Origin of the sequence: Brevundimonas sp. Leaf168, from assembly GCF_001423685.1 — a bacterium.
GTDB classification, from domain to species: domain Bacteria; phylum Pseudomonadota; class Alphaproteobacteria; order Caulobacterales; family Caulobacteraceae; genus Brevundimonas; species Brevundimonas vesicularis_C.
Genome location: NZ_LMOY01000009.1, coordinates 320,037 through 338,853, shown reverse-complemented (window position 1 = coordinate 338,853; position 18,817 = coordinate 320,037). Strand labels below are relative to the sequence as shown.

General features: G+C 66.4%; 19 protein-coding genes. 14 read left to right on the top strand and 5 right to left on the bottom strand.

Annotated features, from left to right (window positions below):
• Positions 1 to 4 precede the first annotated feature (4 nt).
• Positions 5 to 616 (top strand): TIGR02466 family protein, encoded by a 612-nt coding sequence (locus tag ASF81_RS10665; protein WP_055808422.1) that lies wholly within the window; start codon positions 5 to 7, stop codon positions 614 to 616.
• Between the two features lie 151 nt (positions 617 to 767).
• Here the strand turns inward: ASF81_RS10665 and ASF81_RS10660 are convergent, their stop codons facing one another.
• Positions 768 to 1,667, bottom strand: a complete 900-nt coding sequence (locus ASF81_RS10660) for an enoyl-CoA hydratase-related protein (RefSeq protein WP_055808419.1) — start codon at positions 1,665 to 1,667, stop codon at positions 768 to 770.
• Between the two features lie 50 nt (positions 1,668 to 1,717).
• Entirely contained in the window at positions 1,718 to 3,310 is a 1,593-nt protein-coding gene (locus ASF81_RS10655; RefSeq protein WP_055808417.1) for a carboxyl transferase domain-containing protein, read from the bottom strand.
• Positions 3,311 to 3,529: 219 nt separating this feature from the next.
• Here ASF81_RS10655 and rpsF point away from each other — a divergent pair, with 219 nt between their 5' ends.
• The 8 genes from rpsF to alr all read left to right on the top strand — a co-directional run bounded on the left by rpsF (position 3,530) and on the right by alr (position 11,278).
• Positions 3,530 to 3,916: a 30S ribosomal protein S6 gene (gene rpsF / locus ASF81_RS10650; RefSeq protein ID WP_026108635.1), complete on the top strand. Its 387-nt coding sequence runs from the start codon at positions 3,530 to 3,532 to the stop codon at positions 3,914 to 3,916.
• Between the two features lie 12 nt (positions 3,917 to 3,928).
• On the top strand, positions 3,929 to 4,207 hold the full coding sequence (rpsR, locus tag ASF81_RS10645; RefSeq protein ID WP_008259463.1) for a 30S ribosomal protein S18: 279 nt from the start codon (positions 3,929 to 3,931) through the stop codon (positions 4,205 to 4,207).
• 1 nt (position 4,208) lies between these two features.
• Positions 4,209 to 4,793: a 50S ribosomal protein L9 gene (rplI, locus tag ASF81_RS10640; RefSeq protein ID WP_055754943.1), complete on the top strand. Its 585-nt coding sequence runs from the start codon at positions 4,209 to 4,211 to the stop codon at positions 4,791 to 4,793.
• Positions 4,794 to 5,174: 381 nt separating this feature from the next.
• Positions 5,175 to 7,598, top strand: a complete 2,424-nt coding sequence (locus ASF81_RS10635; RefSeq protein ID WP_055808415.1) for a TonB-dependent siderophore receptor — start codon at positions 5,175 to 5,177, stop codon at positions 7,596 to 7,598.
• 160 nt (positions 7,599 to 7,758) lie between these two features.
• A complete protein-coding gene (locus tag ASF81_RS10630; RefSeq protein WP_055808412.1) occupies positions 7,759 to 8,124 on the top strand; it encodes a hypothetical protein in 366 nt (121 codons plus the stop codon).
• The gene (locus ASF81_RS10625) at positions 8,115 to 8,591 is read left to right on the top strand and encodes a hypothetical protein (RefSeq protein WP_055808410.1); all 477 of its coding nucleotides are present in this window, start codon (positions 8,115 to 8,117) and stop codon (positions 8,589 to 8,591) included. Before ASF81_RS10630 ends, ASF81_RS10625 begins: the two co-directional genes overlap by 10 nt.
• A 111-nt stretch (positions 8,592 to 8,702) precedes the next feature.
• Positions 8,703 to 10,193 (top strand): replicative DNA helicase, encoded by a 1,491-nt coding sequence (locus ASF81_RS10620; RefSeq protein ID WP_055808408.1) that lies wholly within the window; start codon positions 8,703 to 8,705, stop codon positions 10,191 to 10,193.
• A 38-nt stretch (positions 10,194 to 10,231) separates the two neighbouring features.
• A complete protein-coding gene (gene alr, locus ASF81_RS10615; protein WP_055808503.1) occupies positions 10,232 to 11,278 on the top strand; it encodes an alanine racemase in 1,047 nt (348 codons plus the stop codon).
• Here the strand turns inward: alr and ASF81_RS10610 are convergent.
• The gene (locus ASF81_RS10610) at positions 11,272 to 11,919 is read right to left on the bottom strand and encodes a Yip1 family protein (protein ID WP_055808406.1); all 648 of its coding nucleotides are present in this window, start codon (positions 11,917 to 11,919) and stop codon (positions 11,272 to 11,274) included. The genes alr and ASF81_RS10610 overlap by 7 nt on opposite strands.
• 172 nt (positions 11,920 to 12,091) lie before the next feature.
• On the opposite strand from ASF81_RS10610, the gene radA reads away from it, so the two are divergent.
• From radA to ASF81_RS10590, 4 genes are read left to right on the top strand one after another with little or no spacing between them, the layout of a single operon-like run.
• Positions 12,092 to 13,462: a DNA repair protein RadA gene (gene radA, locus ASF81_RS10605; RefSeq protein ID WP_055808404.1), complete on the top strand. Its 1,371-nt coding sequence runs from the start codon at positions 12,092 to 12,094 to the stop codon at positions 13,460 to 13,462.
• Between the two features lie 31 nt (positions 13,463 to 13,493).
• Positions 13,494 to 14,090 carry a CvpA family protein gene (locus ASF81_RS10600; RefSeq protein ID WP_055808402.1) on the top strand — a complete coding sequence of 199 codons (597 nt, stop codon included), beginning with the start codon at positions 13,494 to 13,496 and terminating at the stop codon, positions 14,088 to 14,090.
• 26 nt (positions 14,091 to 14,116) lie between these two features.
• Complete coding sequence (gene purF / locus ASF81_RS10595) at positions 14,117 to 15,622, top strand: amidophosphoribosyltransferase (protein WP_045810557.1); 1,506 nt, start codon at positions 14,117 to 14,119, stop codon at positions 15,620 to 15,622.
• 57 nt (positions 15,623 to 15,679) lie between these two features.
• A complete protein-coding gene (locus ASF81_RS10590) occupies positions 15,680 to 16,432 on the top strand; it encodes an SDR family NAD(P)-dependent oxidoreductase (RefSeq protein ID WP_055808400.1) in 753 nt (250 codons plus the stop codon).
• Positions 16,433 to 16,439: 7 nt separating this feature from the next.
• Here the strand turns inward: ASF81_RS10590 and ASF81_RS10585 are convergent, their stop codons facing one another.
• Positions 16,440 to 17,327, bottom strand: coding sequence for an oxidoreductase (locus ASF81_RS10585; RefSeq protein ID WP_055808398.1), 888 nt, complete (start codon positions 17,325 to 17,327; stop codon positions 16,440 to 16,442).
• A 162-nt stretch (positions 17,328 to 17,489) separates the two neighbouring features.
• Between ASF81_RS10585 and ASF81_RS10580 the strand changes: the two genes are divergently transcribed.
• Positions 17,490 to 18,350 carry an AraC family transcriptional regulator gene (locus ASF81_RS10580; RefSeq protein ID WP_055808397.1) on the top strand — a complete coding sequence of 287 codons (861 nt, stop codon included), beginning with the start codon at positions 17,490 to 17,492 and terminating at the stop codon, positions 18,348 to 18,350.
• Between the two features lie 3 nt (positions 18,351 to 18,353).
• Here ASF81_RS10580 and ASF81_RS10575 read toward each other — a convergent pair whose 3' ends face one another.
• On the bottom strand, positions 18,354 to 18,815 hold the full coding sequence (locus tag ASF81_RS10575) for an NUDIX hydrolase (RefSeq protein WP_055808395.1): 462 nt from the start codon (positions 18,813 to 18,815) through the stop codon (positions 18,354 to 18,356).
• Positions 18,816 to 18,817 lie beyond the last annotated feature (2 nt).

The following is an 18,817-nucleotide window of genomic DNA, read 5'->3' as shown; positions in this document are numbered from 1 at the left end:
TCCGATGTCCCTGCGCCCCCTCTTCGTCACCCAGGTCTATGAAGCCTCCCTCGCCGAAGGGCGTGGCTGGTCCGACTTCAACGCACAGCTGATCGACGTCATCCGGATGATGGCCGAGGAGGATGAGGCCGGCCGCCGGTGGTGCAAGGCCAACGCCTATCGCGGCTACACCTCCTACGGATCGCTGAACGACCTGCCTCAGCGGTTCCCGGAGTTCGCCGAGTTGAAGCGGCATCTGGATCGCCACGCCGTCGCCTACGCCAAGGCTCTGAACTTCGACCTGGCGCGCAAACCCCGCCTCGACAATCTATGGGTCAACATCCTGAAACCCGGGGGCGGCCATACGGGTCACATCCACCCGCACGCCTTCCTGTCGGGCACCGTATATATCGACGTGCCAGACGGCGCCTCATCGCTGAAGCTGGAAGATCCCCGCCTGCCCTTCATGATGGCCCGCCCGTCGGTGACGGAAGACGCGAGCGAGGCCGAGCGGCCGTTCGTCTATCTACAGCCTCAGGCAGGCACGGTTCTGATGTGGGAAAGCTGGCTGCGCCACGAAGTGCCGACCAACCTGGCCAAGGCCGACCGGATTTCGATCAGCTTCAACTACGCCTGAACGAACTCATCCGTCATTCCGGGGCCGAGCGTAGCAAAGAACCCGGAAGCCAGGAGGACGGTTCAGACGCCGACCTCGTCATTCGCTGGTGCAAGCCGCCTGGGTTCCGGGTTCGTCCTTCGGACGCCCCGGAATGACGGTTAGTAGAAGATCAGACCGTCCAGCTGGCCTTGCGCTTTTCCAGGAAGGCGGCGACGCCCTCGCGGCCTTCGTCCGACACGCGGGCGCGGGCGATGCGTTTGGCGGTTTCGTCCATCAGACCGTTGTCGATCTTGTGGTGGGCGATGTCGTTGACCAGACGCTTGGCCTCGCCCATCGCGCCCGGCGCATTGTTGGTCAGGCTGTCGCTCAGCATCGAGATGAACTCGTCCACCGATCCTTCGGGCAGGACCAGGTCGATCAGGCCGGCATGGGCGGCGTAGTCGGCGTCGAAGGCGTTGGCGGTCAGGAACAGCTGGCGGGCGCGGCGCGCGCCGACGGCCTCGATCACATAGGGGGCGATGGTCGCCGGGATCAGACCCAGCTTGACCTCGGAGAAGGCGAAACGCGCCCCCTCGACCGCCACGGCCATGTCGCAGGCGGCGACGATGCCCGCTCCGCCGCCCATGGCGTTGCCCTCGACCACCGCCACCGTCAGGGCGGGAATGTCGTGCAGCGCCTTCAGCATTTTCGCCAGGCCCATGGCATCGTCGCGGTTGTCGCTCTCGGACCAGCCGGCGGCGTCGCGCATCCAGTTCAGATCGGCCCCGGCGCTGAAGGTGCCGCCCGCCCCCCGAATGAAGACGGCCCGCACCCGGTCCGCGCCGTGCAGCGTCTCGAACGCCTCGTGCAGGGCTGCAATAGTCGCGGCGTCGAATGCGTTCTTCTTGGCCGGCCGGTTGATGGTCACGAAGACGACGCCGTCGGTGGTCGAATCGATCTGCACCAGATCGTCGTTGGCGTCCGGCGCGGCATCGGGCACCAGCGGCTGGGCGATGCTGTTGATCTCGGCCGCCTCGGCGTCGGTGACGTCCAGGGCGTTGAGGTCGGCTTCGGTCGGTTGATCGGCCATGGGGGTCTCCAAACTGCGTGTCCGCTCACAACGAGGCGCGGACCAATAGGTTACATCCGGAACAGGCCGAACGTCGTCTCCGGGATCGGGGCGTTCAGACTAGCGCTGATGGCCAGGCCCAGCACATCACGAGTCTGGGCCGGGTCGATGACGCCATCGTCCCACAGGCGGGCGGTGGCGTAATAGGGATTGCCCTCGTCCTCATACTTCTGGCGGATGGGCGCCTTGAAGGCTTCGGCGTCGTCCGCGCTCCAGGTCTCGGCGTCGCGGTGCACGGTCGCCAAGACGCTGGCGGCCTGCTCGCCGCCCATGACCCCGATCCGGCTGTTAGGCCAGGTGAACAGGAAGCGCGGCGAATAGGCCCGGCCGCACATGCCATAGTTCCCCGCGCCGAAACTGCCGCCGATCAGGACAGTGAACTTGGGCACTTCGGCCGAGGCCACGGCCGTCACCAGCTTGGCGCCGTCCTTGGCGATGCCGCCCGCTTCGTATTTGCCGCCGACCATGAAGCCACTGATGTTTTGCAGGAACAGCAGCGGAATCTTGCGCTTGCAGGCCAGTTCGATGAAGTGCGCGCCCTTTTGGGCGCTCTCGGAAAAGATGACGCCGTTATTGGCCAGGATGGCGACCGGATAGCCCCAGATACGCGCAAACCCGCACACCAGGGTCGAGCCGTACAGGCTCTTGAACTCGTCGAACTCCGACCCGTCCACCAGCCTGGCGATGACCTCGCGCACATCATAGGGGGCGCGGACGTCGTCCGGGATCAGGCCGTACAGCTCCTCTGCGTCGAAGGCCGGCGCGCGCGGTTCGCGCACATCCATCTCGACGGCCTTGGTCGTGTTCAGATTGGCGACGATGGAGCGCACGATCTCCAGCGCGTGCTCATCGTTCTCGGCGACATGATCGACCACGCCCGAGCGACGACCGTGGGTCTCCGCCCCGCCCAGCTCCTCCGCCGAGATGACCTCGCCGGTCGCCGCCTTCACCAGCGGCGGGCCGGCCAGGAAGATGGCCCCCTGATTTCTGACGATGATCGTCTCATCCGACATGGCCGGCACATAGGCCCCGCCGGCGGTGGACAAGCCCATGACGCAAGCGATCTGGGCGATGCCCTTGGCGCTCATCCGGGCCTGGTTGAAAAAGATGCGGCCGAAGTGGTCGCGGTCGGGAAACACCTCGGCCTGGTGCGGCAGATTGGCCCCGCCGGAATCCACCAGATAGACGCACGGCAGACGGTTCTGCTCGGCGATTTCCTGGGCGCGCAGGTGCTTCTTGACCGTCATGGGGAAGTAGGCGCCGCCCTTCACCGTCGGGTCGTTGCAGACGATCATGACCTCGCGGCCCGAAACCCGGCCAATGCCGGCGATGACGCCCGCCGCCGGGGCCTCGCCGTCATACATGTCATGCGCAGCCAGTTGCCCGATCTCCAGGAAGGGCGAGCCGGGATCCAGCAGGCGCTCGACGCGGTCGCGCGGCAACAGCTTGCCGCGAGCGACGTGACGGTCGCGCGACTTGTCGGACCCGCCGCGCGCGGCCTTGGCCACATGGTTGCGCAACTCGGCGACCAGGGCGCTGTTGTGTGCGTGTAGGGACTTGTATTTTTGGCTTTGCGGATCGACCGCGGACGTCAGCTTCGGCATGTGGCTGGTTTAGGCGGGGTCGAGGGGCGCCACAAGCGTCTGCCGCCATCCTTGCTTCCTCGCCCCTTTTCGCCTATAGGCCCCGCCTTTCCAGGGCTTCGGTCCTGTCGCGGAGCACCAAAGGGTTGGACGTTCGGTCCGGCCGCCGCGCCAGGAGCCATCGTGGAGACCGACTTACCCGGTCGTTTCCGCGCCGACGCCCACAAGGGAGACTACCGCATGGCTCTTTACGAGCACACGGTCATGACGCGCCAGGATATCTCGGCGCAACAGGCCGAAGCGCTGAATGACACCATCAAGGATCTGATCGTCGCCGGTGGCGGCTCGGTCGCCAAGATCGAATACTGGGGTCTGCGCAACCTGACCTACCGCGTGAAGAAGAACCGCAAGGCTCACTATTCGCTGCTGGCCGTCGACGCCCCTCCGGCCGCCATGGCCGAAGTCGAGCGTCAGCTGTCGATCAACGAAGACGTGCTGCGCTGGCTGACCGTTCGTGTCGAGGAACTCGACCTGGAACTGTCGCCGCTGCTGGCCCGTCGCGAGCGTGAACGCGAGCGTGAGCGCGAGCGCACCCCGCGCGACGACGCCGCCGCCGACGCCGAATAAGGAACCCGGAACATGACCGATACCACCGCCCCGACCCCGGGCGCACCGGCGGGCTCCGGCGCCGCCGGCCGCCGCCCCTTCTATCGTCGCCGCAAGGTCTGCCCGTTCTCGGGCGCCAATGCGCCGAAGATCGACTACAAGGACGTCAAGCTGCTGCAGCGTTACGTCTCCGAACGCGGCAAGATCGTGCCTTCGCGCATCACCGCCGTCTCCCAGAAGAAGCAGCGTGAACTGGCCAAGGCCATCAAGCGCGCTCGCTATCTGGCCCTCCTGCCTTACGTGGTGAAGTGAGATGAAGGTCGTTCTGCTTGAACGCGTCGAGAATCTCGGCGCCATCGGCGACGTCGTGTCCGTCAAGGACGGCTTCGCCCGTAATTTCCTTCTGCCGCGCGACAAGGCCCGCCGGGCCACCGCCGCCAACCTGAAGGCGTTCGAACTCGACCGCGCCGCCATCGAGCAGCGCAACGAGAAGAACAAGGCCGACGCACAGAAGGTCGCCGACAAGATCGACGGCCAGACCTACGTCATGATCCGTCAGGCCGGTGAAACCGGTCACCTGTACGGTTCGGTCGCCGGTCGCGACGTCGCCGAGGCCATCCAGGCCGAAGGCGGCAAGGTCGAGCGCTCGCAGGTCGTCCTGAACACGGCGATCAAGAGCCTGGGCGTCCACGAAGTGCCGGTCCGCCTGCACGCCGAGGTCCGCGCCACGGTCAAGATCAACATCGCCCGCTCGATGGACGAGGCCGAGCGCCAAGCCAAGGGCGAGGACGTGATCCGCAGCCAGTTCGACGATGAGCGCCAGGCCGCCGAGCAATCGGCCCAGGAACTGATCGAAGGCGGCGCCGGTCAACAAGAAGGCTTCGGCGACGAAGCCTGATCCGACCGGATCCCAACGACATCAAGGGCGCGTCTCGCAAGGGACGCGCCCTTTTTGCTGCGCAGGAGGCGATCAGGCGACAGCACGGGCTATCAGGCCATAGCTTTTCTATATGGCCGAGGCAGAAAACATGGCGGCGGCGCGCGATTGACCCGCCGCATCTTCGCCCTGATATCGCCATGACCGCTGGGCCTCCCCGCCCTGTGGTCGGAGATGGTGATAATGATATTGTCAGATTTAGTGGCTGTTAGGCGCGTCGTCGCGCGATGTCGCGGCTGAGACCGCACGCCATACCCAATCCAAGCCGAACACAAAAAGCCCGTCGCGGTTAGCGGCGGCGATGCACGCTCGCGCCAAAATAAGACTTTAGGAAATCTCTCAATGCGCTCTCTTTCTCAACGGGCCGCCGCACCGGCCCTGCTCGCCACCGTCTCGACCTTAGCCCTGCTGACCGCCGCCCCGGCCTTTGCTCAGAACGCCGAACCCGTCGCCGGTGACGCGGCGCAGGTGGACGACATTGTCGTAACCGGCACGCGGGTCCAGAACCGCTCGCGCCTCGACACCCTGGCGCCCGTCGATGTCGTGACGTCCGAGGCGTTGCAGACGCGTGGCACGACGGAGTTCGCTACCGCCCTGGCCCAGGCCGTGCCGTCGCTGACATTCCAGCGGCCGTCAGCCAACGATGGCTCGGACTCGATCCGCCCGATCACCTTGCGCGGCCTGTCGCCGGACCAGACGCTAGTGCTGGTCAACGGCACCCGTCGCCATGCGTCGGCCCTGGTCAACGTCAACGGCGTGGTGGGGCGCGGGTCGGCCGCCGTCGACTTGAACACCATTCCGACCGGCGCTCTGGACCGGGTGGAGGTACTGCGTGACGGCGCCTCGGCCCAGTACGGCTCGGACGCCATCGCCGGTGTGGTGAACCTGCGCCTGAAGGAGGCCTCCAGCGGCGGCGGCGCCAGCGTGACCTACGGCCAGTATTTCACCACCGTGAAGACCGCGCGCGGTGAACGCGACGAGACCGACGGCGGCACCGTCACGGCCTCGGCCTGGCAGGGCTTTTCGTTGGGCGACGACGGCTTTCTGACCCTGTCGGCGGAGTATCTGAACCGCGAGTCGACCAACCGTTCGGACTATGACCCCCGCGCGGCGGCGAACGGCGCGATCACCGCCCGCTTCGGCGACCCGGACGTGGAGCAGTGGACCGTCTTCGCCAATGCCGGCAAGGGCCTGGGCAACGGCTGGGAGGCCTATGGCTGGGCTGGCTATCAGGACCGCGACAGCGAAGGCGCCGCCTTCCCTCGCCTGTCCGACAACGTCAACAATGTCGCCTCGATCTACCCGAACGGCTTCCTGCCGAAAATCGCCATCAATTCGAAAGACGCCTCGCTGGCCGGCGGCCTGCGCGGCGAACTGGCGGGCTGGAATACGGACATCAGCCTGACCTATGGCCGCAACGCCTTGGACTTCCGCACCGAGGATTCGCTGAACTCCACCTACGGCGCGACTTCGCCGACCAGCTTCGATTCCGGCAGCCTGATCTACGATCAACTGGTGCTGGGCGCCGACTTCAGCCGTGAGTTCGAAGTCGGTCTGTCCGGCGGCCCGCTGAACTTTGCCTGGGGCCTGGAGCAGCGCTGGGAAAACTACAAGATCGAGGCCGGCCAGCCTGAAAGCTACAACCGCGGCCCCTTAGGCGCCAACACGGCCCTGACCGGCGGCGCCCAGGGCTTCGTCGGCTTCCAGCCCTCGAACGCCGTGGATGTCGATCGCGACAACTTCGCCGCCTACGCCGACGTTGAAATTCCCCTGACCGACAAGCTGCGCGTCGAGGGCGCCGTGCGGTTCGAGGACTATTCCGACTTCGGCGACACCCAGACGGGCAAGCTGTCGGCCCGCTATGACTTCACCCCCAACTTCGCCCTGCGCGGTTCGGTCTCGACCGCCTTCCGCGCGCCGTCCTTGCAGCAGTCGTATTTCACCTCCACCGCCTCGGTGATCCAGAACGGCGCCGTGGTCGAGACCGGCACCTTCCCGGCCACCAGCGCGGTCGCAGCGGCCCTTGGCGCGCGTCCGCTGAAGGCCGAGACCTCGACCAACTATTCGCTAGGGGCGGTGGTGCGGTTGGGCCGGTTCGACCTGACGGTTGACGCCTACAAGATCGACATCGACGATCAGATCGTTCTGTCCGAACTGATCAACCGGACGTTCTCGGGTCAGGTCGCCGGCCTGCTGGATCCGCAAGGCGTCCAGGCCGCGCGCTTCTTCCTGAACGGCGTCTCGACATCGACCGAAGGCGTGGACATCGTCGGACGGTATCGCCTGCCGACCGATACGCTCGGCGATTTCGATTTCACCATTGCGGCCAACTTCAACGATGTGTCGGTCAACCGCGTGCCGACGTCTTCCTCGGTGCTGAACCCGGTGCCGACCCTGTTCGCCCGCCAACGCATCCTGACCATCGAAGACGGCACGCCCGATACAAAGGTCTCGGCGTCGGCGGACTGGAGCCGGGACAAGTGGGGCGCAACGGTTCGCGCCACCTACTATGGCGACGTGCTGCAACCCGGCTCGACGGCGGCGAATGACTACAGCACCGGGGCCAAGACGGTCGTGGATCTGGAAGGCCGGTTCCAGCTGACCGAACGCGTGGGCGTGGCGATCGGCTTGGACAATGTGTTCGACGAATATCCGGACTTCGTCCCGGCGTCGCTGAACTCCAACGGCGTTCTGGGCTTCCCCTACTATTCGCCCTTCGGTTTCAACGGTCGCTACGGCTATGCGCGCCTCAGCCTGAAATGGTGAGGTCGGGCTGATCGAAGGCCAGGCAAGGGCGCTCTGCGGAGCGCCCTTTTCCTTGTTTGCATTACGAAACCTTCAGCTTGACCGTTCGGCTTCGCCCCAGTTGCGACACATATCGCCGTTCAATCTGCGCGCTGCCAGAGGGGGCTATGGAGGGGACCAGATGAAGACCAGATCAATCGCAGCCGGCGTCCTGGCGCTGTCGCTTTTCGCCGGCGCGGCCAACGCCATGACGGTTCAGGAGTTCCTGACAACCGCCAACGCCATTCCTCAGAATCCCACTGCCCTGCTGCGCTCGGACACCCGTCGCCTGATGGCCGAGTTCCGAACCGCCGTTCGCGCCGTGCGCGCCGAACAGACCCAGGCCAAGGCGGCCGGCCGTCAGCCCGCGACCTGCATGCCGGACAAGGTCGGCTTTTCACCGAACGCCATCCTGAGCCGTTTCAACGCCGTCCCTCAAAGCCGTCGCAACATCAGCGTGACCCAGGCCGTCCGCGAATGGATGGCGCACGACTATCCGTGCGCCTGATCGCCGATGATCTGACCCCATCGGGCATCGGCCGCTCATTTGCGATATTCGCAGGCGGCAGCCTGCTGTTGATCTGCGGGGTTGTCGGGCTTGGCCTATTGGCTCCGGGCGACGGCGTCGTTCCTGACGCACTGGATCGCCTTTCCCCGCTCGTCCTGGCGGCGATTGGGTTAGCCCTGATGGCTGTTGAGGCGGCCGTCTTCACGCTGCTTCCGGCCGAACTTTCTAGGCGGTTCTTCAAGTCAGTCTGGCCCGGCCTGGCCCTCGGCGGCGGCGCCTATATCGTCGGCATCCATTGGGACAACGGCTGGCTGGGACTGGCGACATCAGCTTGGATCTGGATCGTCGTGACGACGGCCTATCTGCTGGATCGGCGGCGATCCCTGCTTCGTGCGGGCATTCAAGCCGTCGGGCTGAAGTGGGTCTTCTGGAGCTTTGCGCTGACCAGTCTTGTGTCAGCCGCCTGACGCGCGCCGATTGAGGAATTCCGGTTCGTCCCCAAGGCGGCGCGATCTGTCCACGGTCCAGGCGGCGTCCGCGTCTGACGCAGGGGCGTGAGAGGGCTAAAGCGTTAATCGATGAACGCCTTCGCCCCCATGCCCTTCTCGTCGTCTCCGCTGGACTCCGGCGGCGTCACTTCGATGCCGCACAATCTGGAGGCCGAGCAGGCGCTGCTGGGCTCGCTGATGTTCGACAACGCCGTGTTCGAGCGGTTGAACGACCGGCTGCGCGGCTCGCACTTCTACGAACCCTTCCACCAGCGGCTGTTCGACGCGATCGAGGACCATATCCGCCAGGGCTTGCTGGCCGAGCCCACCATTCTGATGGAACGGTTCAAGCAGGATCCGGCGTTCCAGGAGTTTGGCGGCCTGCGCTATCTCGCCGACCTGGTCGACCGCGCGCCGCCCGCCGCTAACGCCCCAGACTACGCCCGCGTCGTCTATGACCTGGCGCTGCGCCGCGACTTGATCCGCATCGGCGGCGACATGATTAAGGAGGCGCCCAATCCGGAGACGCCCGCCGACGAGCAGATCGAACAGGCCGAACAGACCCTGTATTCGCTGGCCGAGACGGGCAAGCCCTCTTCCGGTTTCGTCAGCTTCTCCAACGCCTTGTCCGGCGCCGTTCAGATGGCGGCCGAAGCGTATCAGCGCGAGGGCAAGCTGGCCGGCCTCGCCACCGGCCTGAACGATCTGGACCGCAAACTAGGCGGCCTGCACCCGTCCGACCTGTTGATCCTCGCCGGCCGTCCGTCGATGGGCAAGACAGCGCTGGCGACCAACATGGCCTTCAACGTGGCGCGCGCCTATCAGTGGGAGCCGACACCGGAAGGCCGCAAGACGGTCAACGGCGGCGTCGTCGCCTTCTATTCGCTGGAAATGAGCGCTGAGCAGCTGGCGATGCGTATTCTGGCCGATGCGTCAGGCGTGTCGTCGGACAAGCTGCGCAAGGGCGAGATCGACGCCGCCGACTTCGGCAAGTTGCGCGACGCGGCGGTCGAGATTGGCGAAAGCCCCCTCTACATCGACGCCACCGGCGGCCTGTCCATCTCCAAGCTGGCGGCCCGCGCGCGCCGCCTGAAGCGCATGGAACATGGGCTGGACCTTATCATCGTCGACTATCTGCAACTGGTCACGACCGGCAACAGCGGGGGCCAAAAGAACCGCGTGCAGGAGGTGTCCGAAATCACCGGCGGACTGAAGGCCCTTGCAAAGGAACTGTCGGTGCCGATCATCGCCCTGTCGCAGCTGTCGCGTCAGGTCGAGCAGCGCGACGACAAACGCCCGCAACTGTCGGACCTTCGTGAATCCGGCTCGATCGAGCAGGACGCCGACTGCGTGATGTTCGTCTATCGCGAAAGCTACTACCTGGGCCGGGCCGAGCCTCGTGAGGGGACCGAGGAACACCTGCAATGGCAGCAGGACATGGACCGCCTGCAAGGCCAGGCCGAGGTCGTCATCGGCAAGCAGCGCCACGGCCCCATCGGCATCGTCAAACTGGCCTTCGACGCCGACACCGTCCGCTTCGGCAACCTGGCGCACGGCTATGAAGAGGTCAGCTACGAGTAGCCTCTTCCATCGGTGTGATGTTGGCGCATAAGGACGCCATGACCGCATCGACCCCCGCCGTCCTCTCCGTCGATCTGAACGCCCTGGCGCGCAACTATCACACGCTGGAGGCCGTCAGCGGCCAGGCGGTGCATCCGGTGGTCAAGGCGGACGGCTATGGATTGGGGGCGCAGGCCGTGGCGAGTCGGCTGATGGCCGAGGGCGCGAGGACCTTCTTCGTCGCGCGGGCGGCGGAGGGCGTGCGGCTGCGGGCGGCCTTGGGCGCCGACGGTCCCGTCATCTATGTGCTCGACGGCTGTCACGGCGACGATGCGGCGATGCTCAAGGCGTCGGACCTACGGCCCGTGCTGAACCATCCGGCGCAGATCCAGGCCTGGAGGGCGGCGGGCGGCGGGATCTGCGGCCTGCAGATCGACACTGGCATGAACCGGTTGGGTATTCGGCCCGAGGACGCGCCCGAGGCGTTCGACGGCCTAGCCCTGGTCCTGACCCACCTCGCCTGCGCCGACGAACCGGCCGATCCAATGAACCGGCGCCAGCGTGACGCCTTCGCGGGCGTTCTGGATCGCTATCCGGGCGTGATCCGATCGTTCGCCAATTCTAGCGGCTGTTTCCTAGGCCCGGACTTCGCCTTCGACACGGTGCGGCCCGGCATCTGTCTTTACGGCGGCGGGCCAGAGGGGCGTCCCGATCCCCGTATCTCACCCGTGGCGACCCTGACGGCCGAGGTGCTCCAGGTCCGCGACGTGCCGGCGGGCGAGAGCGTCGGCTATTCGCGCGGCTACATCGCCGAACGCCCGATCAAGGTCGCCACCGTGGCGGCCGGCTATGCGGATGGATTGCTGCGGTCCTATTCGCCCAAGGGTGCCGTCTGGATCGCCAACGATACCCGCCCGCTGCTGGGTCGGGTCTCGATGGATGTCTGCGCGGTGGACATCACCGGCCTGGATGTCGCGGTTGGCGATCCGGTCGAACTATTCGGCCCGAACCGCCTGTTGGACGACGCCGCGGCCGCTGCGGGGACCATCAGCTACGAGCTGCTGACCTCGATCACCCCCCGCGTGCCGCGCGTCTATTCTCAGTAGCCGGCGCCCATTCCCGCGAGCCCGGCCATGCCGACCGACGCGGCGACGAAGCTCATCGAAATGGCTCCGACGATCGCCGAGATGATGAAATACATCACGACGCCGGCGATCACCGTCACGATGAAATAGCCGACCTTCTTGTCTTCCGGCACCTTCATCAGGATCGGCAGGCCGACGAACAGCAGATAGAAGCTGTAGAGGCCCAGGATGGCCAGGATGCCCAGCATCGGGATCAGGCCGAAGACGCCCGCCAGCCAGGCGGCGGTCCAGGAATAGACGGCCAGCTTCATGGCCTGAACCTTATTGGCCGTACCGCCGAAGTTCGGCGCCAGCGCATTGATGATCAGTCCCAGCAGGAAGACCCCCAGCAAGGACATGCCGTAGCTGACGAGCGCCACGACGATCGCGCCCACGATCGACAGCTTCACGCCCATGATCGGCATCAACTGACCGCCGAGCAGCGAACAGACCGGGCCGATCGCCGCCAGGATCATCGCATAGCGGGTGAACAGGCTTTTGGTCGTGGCGAACTCGCCGTCGATCTTGAGCCATTCAGACTTGGGTTGCAGCAGTATGCCCTTGACCCGCGCGACCAGGGCCGGATCGACAGCGGGTTGGGAGTGGGTCGTCGGATCGGTCATGACAGGCCTCGGCGAGAGAAGATGGGCGGATGTTGACGTTGCGTCGCTTCAAGAAGCAAGGGTGTGCGACACATTCTCAATCCTTCAGTATGGCAAAGGTTGCGCCTGCGACCGAAACTGTCGTGAGCCGACGCCATGTCCGACGCGACCGTTCGATCTGCTAAGGAAGCCCATGGCTCGCGATTCCGCCCTCTACGTCTGTCAGTCCTGCGGCTCGGTCCACAGCAAGTGGTCGGGCCAGTGCGGCTCCTGCGGCCAGTGGAACACCCTTAGCGAGGAAAGCCGCTCGGCCCCGCCGGGCGCGATCAAGCCGTCGGCGGCGGCTTTGGCCCGCACGCGCGGCATCCAGTTCGAAACGCTTCAGTCCGACACGCCAGAGCCGCCGCGCATCACGACGGGCGTGGACGAGTTCGACCGGGTCTGCGGCGGCGGCGTCGTGCCCGGCTCGGCCATCCTGCTCAGCGGCGATCCCGGCGTCGGCAAGTCCACCTTGTTGCTGGAGGTCGCAGCCAAGGCGGCGCTGCGCGGATCGCGCGTGGCCTATATCTCGGGCGAAGAAGCCGTCGAGCAGATCCGTGCCCGCGCCAAGCGGATGGGCCTGGCCGACGCGCCGGTCAATCTGGCGGCCGCGACGGCGCTGCGCGACATCCTGGGCACGCTGAAGCGCGAACAGTTCGACATCGTCATCGTCGATTCGATCCAGACCCTATGGTCCGACGTCCATGAAAGCGGCCCCGGCTCGATCACCCAGGTCCGGGCCTGCGCCGGCGAAATGGTGCGACTGGCCAAGTCGCAGGGCGTCGCGGTGGTCCTTGTCGGCCACGTCACCAAGGACGGCCAGGTCGCCGGCCCTCGCGTGGTCGAACACCTTGTCGACGCCGTCATGACCTTCGAGGGCGAGCGCGGCTATCCGTTCCGCATCCTGCGCGCCGGCAAGAACCGCTTCGGCGCCACCGACGAGATCGGCGTGTTCGAAATGGGCGACGCGGGTCTGCGCGAGGTCGCCAACCCGTCCGCCCTTTTCCTGGGCGAGGGCAAGGAGCGCGCACCGGGCGCCGCCGTCTTCGCCGGGATCGAGGGCTCGCGCCCCGTCCTGGTCGAGATGCAGGCCCTGGTGTCCAAGTCCGCCTACGGCACCCCGCGCCGCGCCGTGATCGGCTGGGAGACGGGACGTCTGGCCATGGTGCTGGCCGTGCTGGAGGCCCGCTGCGGCTTCGGCTTCGGCGATCAGGACGTCTATCTGAATGTCGCGGGCGGCTTGCGCATCAACGAACCGGCGGCGGACCTCGCGGCGGCGGCGGCGCTGATCAGCTCGGCGACCGGCGTGTCCCTGCCCCAGGGCTGCGTCGTCTTCGGCGAAATCGGCCTGTCGGGCGAGGTCCGCAGCGTCGGCCGCGCCGAGGCCCGCCTGCGCGAGGCGCAAAAACTGGGCTTTGATCAGGTGCTCAGCCCGACTTTGACCGCCAAGACCAAGGGGGTGCAGGTGACATCCGTCACGCGCCTGACGGATGTGGTCGAACGAATCTCGCAGAACCGCTATTAGACCCTGGTAGCAACCGCAGGATCCCCCACGCGTGACCGGATACGACGTCTTCGCCATCGTGGTGATCCTGTTTTCCGTCGCCGCCGGCTGGGTGCGCGGCGGGGTGCGCGAGGTCATTACGCTGCTCAGCGCGACCTTGGCGGCCCTGGTCGCCCTGATCGCCCTGCCCTGGACCGCCGGCGTCACGCGCGCCTTCGTCGATCCCGAGTGGGCCGGGTCGATCCTGGCCGCCGTCCTGACCTTTTTCGTCGTCTATTTCGGCCTGCGCCTGGTCGGCTCGATGATGTCCAAGAGCGCCAAGGATCATCCGCACCTCGGCGTCATCGACCGCATCTTCGGCCTGTTCATCGGCGGCATTCGTGCGCTGGTCCTGATCGGCGCGGTGCATCTGGTCATCGTCGCAGCCCTGCCGGGCGAGCGCACGCCGCTCTGGCTCGGAAAGGCGGCCCTCTATCCGGTCAGCGCCATGGGCGCGCGGATGATCCAGATCGTCCTGCCCAGCATCGGACGCGGCGCCGACGCCATCACGCCGGTCGTGGATTCGTCCGTACGGCGGGGGTTTTCGGACGACGAAGCCTTGCCCCCGACGCAATCAGAGCCTAACTCGCGCCGCGAAGCCGCCCCTTAAGTTTCCCCGGTCATCGGAGCCCCACGATGCGCCACCATATCGCCGATCCCGTCGTTCACCGCGAGCACTGGCGCGAGCCGGAGGATGACCAGCTCCGTCTGGAATGCGGCGTCTGCGGCGTCTGGGGCGCGGACGAGGACGAAGGCTCTTCCGTCGTCGCCCTGGGTCTTCACGCTCTTCAGCATCGCGGCCAGGAAGCCTGCGGCATCGCCAGCGTCAAGGACGAGCGCTTCTACACCGAACGGCACCAAGGCCTGGTGGGCGAGGCCTTCGGCGGCGCCGACCTGATGACGCGGATGCCCGGCCGCGCGGCCGTGGGCCACACCCGCTACTCTACCGCCGGCGGCAGCTTCCTGCGCAACATCCAGCCGATGTTCGCCGATCTGGACCAGGGCGGCATCGCCATCGCCCACAACGGCAACCTGACCAACTTCAAATTCCTGCACGCCCAGCTGGTTAGCGAAGGCGCCATCTTCCAGTCGACCTCGGATTCCGAAGTCATCCTCCACCTGATCGCGCGCAGCCGCAAAGCCAAGATCGTCGATCGCTTCACCGACGCCCTGGCCCGGATTGAGGGCGGCTACGCCCTGGTGGCCCAGACCCGCACCAAGATGATCGGCGCGCGCGACCCGCTGGGCATCCGCCCGCTGGTGCTGGGCCAGTTGGGCGACGGCTGGGTTTTGGCCTCCGAGACCTGCGCCCTGGACATGATGGGCGCCACCTTCGTGCGTGACGTCGAACATGGCGAGATCGTCGTGATCGACGACAGCGGCCTGCGCTCGCTCAAGCCCTTCCCCGCCCGCGCGGCGCGTCCGTGCCTGTTCGAATACGTGTATTTCTCGCGCCCGGATTCCGTGGTGAACGGCCGCTCCGTTTATGAGGTCCGCAAGGAAATGGGTCGCGGCCTCGCCCGCGAACTGGGCGTCGAGGCCGACATCGTCGTGCCGGTGCCCGATTCCGGCGTTCCGGCCGCCCTAGGCTACGCCCAGGAAAGCGGCATTCCCTACGAAATGGGCATCATCCGCAGCCACTATCTGGGCCGCACCTTCATTCAGCCCAGCCAGGGCGCCCGGCAGAAGGGCGTGCGCATGAAGCACAGCCCCAACAAGTCGGCCCTGGCCGGCAAGCGCGTCGTGCTGATCGATGATTCCATCGTGCGCGGCACCACCTCGCTGAAACTGGTCCGCGCCGTGCGCGCCGCCGGCGCGACCGAGGTCCACCTGCGCTCGGCCAGCCCGCAAATCCTGTTCCCGGACTTCTACGGCATCGATATGCCCGAGCGCGCGCAGCTGCTGGCCGCCAACAAGACGCTGGAAGAGATGCGCGACATGCTGGAGGTCGATTCGCTGGGCTTCCTGTCCATCGACGGCCTGTATCGCGCGATGGGAGAGACCGGCCGCAACGCCGCCGCCCCGCAGTTCACCGACCACTATTTCACTGGCGACTACCCCACCCGCCTCTTGGATCGCGAGATCGAGGAAGGCGGGCGCGAGTTCGGCGCCAAACAGCTGTCCTTGCTGGTCAGCGCCTGATCGAAAGCCGAGCGCGCAGGCCTTGGCTTGAGGGCCGAGGCCGCGCTATCAGCGGCCATGTCCGAACTTCCCTTGAACGACCGTATCGCCCTCGTCGTCGGCGCCTCGCGCGGCATCGGTTATGAGAGCGCGCTGGCCCTGGCCAAGGCCGGCGCCCACGTCATCGCGACGGCGCGCACACAGGGCGGTCTGGAAGAGCTGGACGACGCCATCTTCGCCGCCACCGGCCGCCATGCGACCCTGATCCCGTTCGATCTGGTGGATGGCGGGGCTATCGACAGGCTGGGCGGCGCCATTTTCGAACGGTTCAAGAAGCTGGACATCTGGGTCCACTGCGCCGCCACCATGGGCCCTTCGGGCCTGACGCCGGTGTCGCACGCCGACCCGCGCGAATTCGCCAAGGTCGAAAAGACCAACTTCACCGCCGTCTATCGCCTGATCCGCTCGCTGGAGCCGCTGCTGCGCGCCTCCGACGCCGGCCGCGCCATCCACTTCACCACCAGCGTCGCCAGCGCGCCCAAGGCCTTCTGGGGCATGTACGCCGCGACCAAGGCGGGCGCCGAGGCCTTGGTGAAGGCCTGGGCCGACGAAATCGAGAGCACGCCCGTCCGCGTCAGCATCGTTGATCCCGGCCGCATGCGCACCGCCATGCGCGCCCAGGCCTATCCGGGCGAAGACCCGTCCGTCCTGCCCAACCCCTCCGAGATCGGCCCCTTGGTGGTCGATCTGGCCCGCCCCGACGCCACGCCCCCGCTGACGATCCGCTTCCGCGATTGGGCGGCCGGACCGACGACGGAAGCGCTGGTCTAGGCTGGGATCAGCCCCAGGCGCCGCCTAGCCTTGGCTCTTCGCGGAAGGTGAAGTCGCCGTCGGTTGAGGCTGAAAGATCGCGCCAGGCCTCCAGTTCGGCCTTCAGGCTGTCCGCCTTCATCTCGACCACGCCGATGGCGTCCGTGCCCGCCGACCATCGCACCGGCGGGTTTTCCGCATTCGCCAAGACGACCAGGGCCTGACCCAACTTCGCAGGATCGCCCGCCTGATTATGGCTGCGCGCGTCGTAGAAGGCGCGGATGGCGCGCGATGCTTCGGCATAGTCGGCGATGGGATTATCGCCGTATCGGATCGACGAGGCGTCAAGGAAGTCGGTGCGGAAGAAACCCGGCTCGACGATGGTCAGATGTATGCCGAACGGACGCACCTCTTGCGCGACGGATTCGCTGAAGCCTTCGACCGCGAACTTGGACGCGCAATAGATCGCGCCGCTCTCACCGCCCATCAGACCGCCGATGGACGAGATGTTGAAGACATGGCCCGACCTCTGCGCGCGCATGATCGGCAGCACCGCGCGCGTCATGTCGAACAGACCGAAGACATTGGTGTCGAACTGGGTGCGCGCATCCTGGGCGCTGGTCTCCTCGAAAATGCCGAGGTGGCCATAGCCGGCGTTGTTCACCAGTACGTCGATACGGCCGAAGCGCGCCATGACCGCCTTGACGGCGGCGGCGATGGCGGTTGTGTCGGTGACGTCCAACGTCAGGCTCAGGACCAGGTCGCTATCCGGTCCGAAGGCTTTGATCAGGGCGTCACGGTTTCGACCTGCGACGACGACGCGATCGCCCGCGTCCAGCGCCGCGCGTGCGATCCCGGCGCCAAGGCCGCGCGCCGCACCGGTGATTAGCCAGGTCTTTTGGTTGGTTGTTGTCATGGGAAATCTCCTCTGCCTGACCGGACGCAGAAGACGCGGTTTCAGGTCGACGGCGTTAGGGCGATCCGGTCGAAGGCTTGCACGATCCTGTCAAACCGCTCTCGCTCGCTTGCGAATAGCCGGTGACCGGCGCTGAATGCCGTCATGAGTCTCTTGCCCGAAATGAGCGACATCGTTGCGCGTCACGCGCCGCCTGATCTGTCGCGATCGGCCGTGCCGCGGCTGCGTCTGTATGGCAGCAACGCACAGACCCGGCTGGTCCCCGTCGCCTATGATCCCATGCTGTGCCTGGTTGTGTGCGGCGCCAAACAGACGATCCTGGGCGAGACCGTCTATTCCTATCAGGCCGGCGATTGCCTGGTGGTGTCGGCCGAACTGCCGGTGTGCGGCAGCATCGTCGAGGCGCCGTATCGCGCCCTCAGCTTCGACCTCGACCCCGCCGCCATCGCCGGCCTGATGTTGGAAATCGACGTCCCCGCCCCTTCGGATCAGCCGCCGCCGACCGGCATCCATGTAACACCGCTGGAGGACGAACTGCTGGAGCCCATGGCCCGCCTGCTGCGCCTTCTGGACCGGCCCGAGGAAATCGCCGTCATGACGCCGATGATCGAACGCGAGTTGATCTGGCGCCTGCTCCACAGCCGGCACGCCGCGACCGTGCGCCAGATCGGCTCGACTGAAAGCCGCCTGTCAGGCGTCAGTCGCGCCATCAACTGGCTCCGCGCCCACTACGCCGAACCGGTCAGGCTAGAGACTCTGGCGGACATGGCAGGCATGAGCCTATCGACGTTCCACCGACATTTCCGCACCGTGACGACCATGAGCCCGTTGCAGTTCCACAAGCAGCTGCGGCTGCGCGAGGCCCGCGCCCGGCTTCTGACGGGCGTCGAGGGCGCGGCCGAGACCGGCTTCGCCGTCGGCTATGACAGCCCGTCCCAGTTCAGTCGCGAATACGCCCGTCAGTTCGGCCTTCCGCCCGGCCGCGACGCGGTCCGCATGCGTCAAAGCCTGATGATGGGCTGAGCCTCAGAGCGTATCGAGGATATCCGCCAGTTCCGCCGGCCAGATCGTCTCGGCCGAAGCGCGGATGTCCGCGACGCTCCACCAGCGGTGATCGACCAGAACCCCCTGTTCTTCCACGGTCCAGCCTGCGCAAGACAGGTCGAACGCCTCGGTGCGCAGCAGGAAGAACCTCTGATCCACATCCGCCATTCGGCCGTCTGGCAGGCGAAAGCTGACGCGGACCTGGGCGACCTGCGGGCCGGGGTCTTCGACGACCAGGCCCGTCTCTTCGAATAGTTCGCGGCGCGCGGCGTCCTCGAAGGTCTCGCCAGTCTCGCACCCGCCGCCGGGCGTCGCCCAGAAGGCTGTGCCGGCGAGCGGTCCTTTGGAAAACACGAAGTGGAACAGCAGCACCCGCCCCTGCCCGTCCAGGATCAGCCAACGCGAGGTGGGCCGGGCGGGAAGCGCGCTCTCGGCCTCGCTCACGC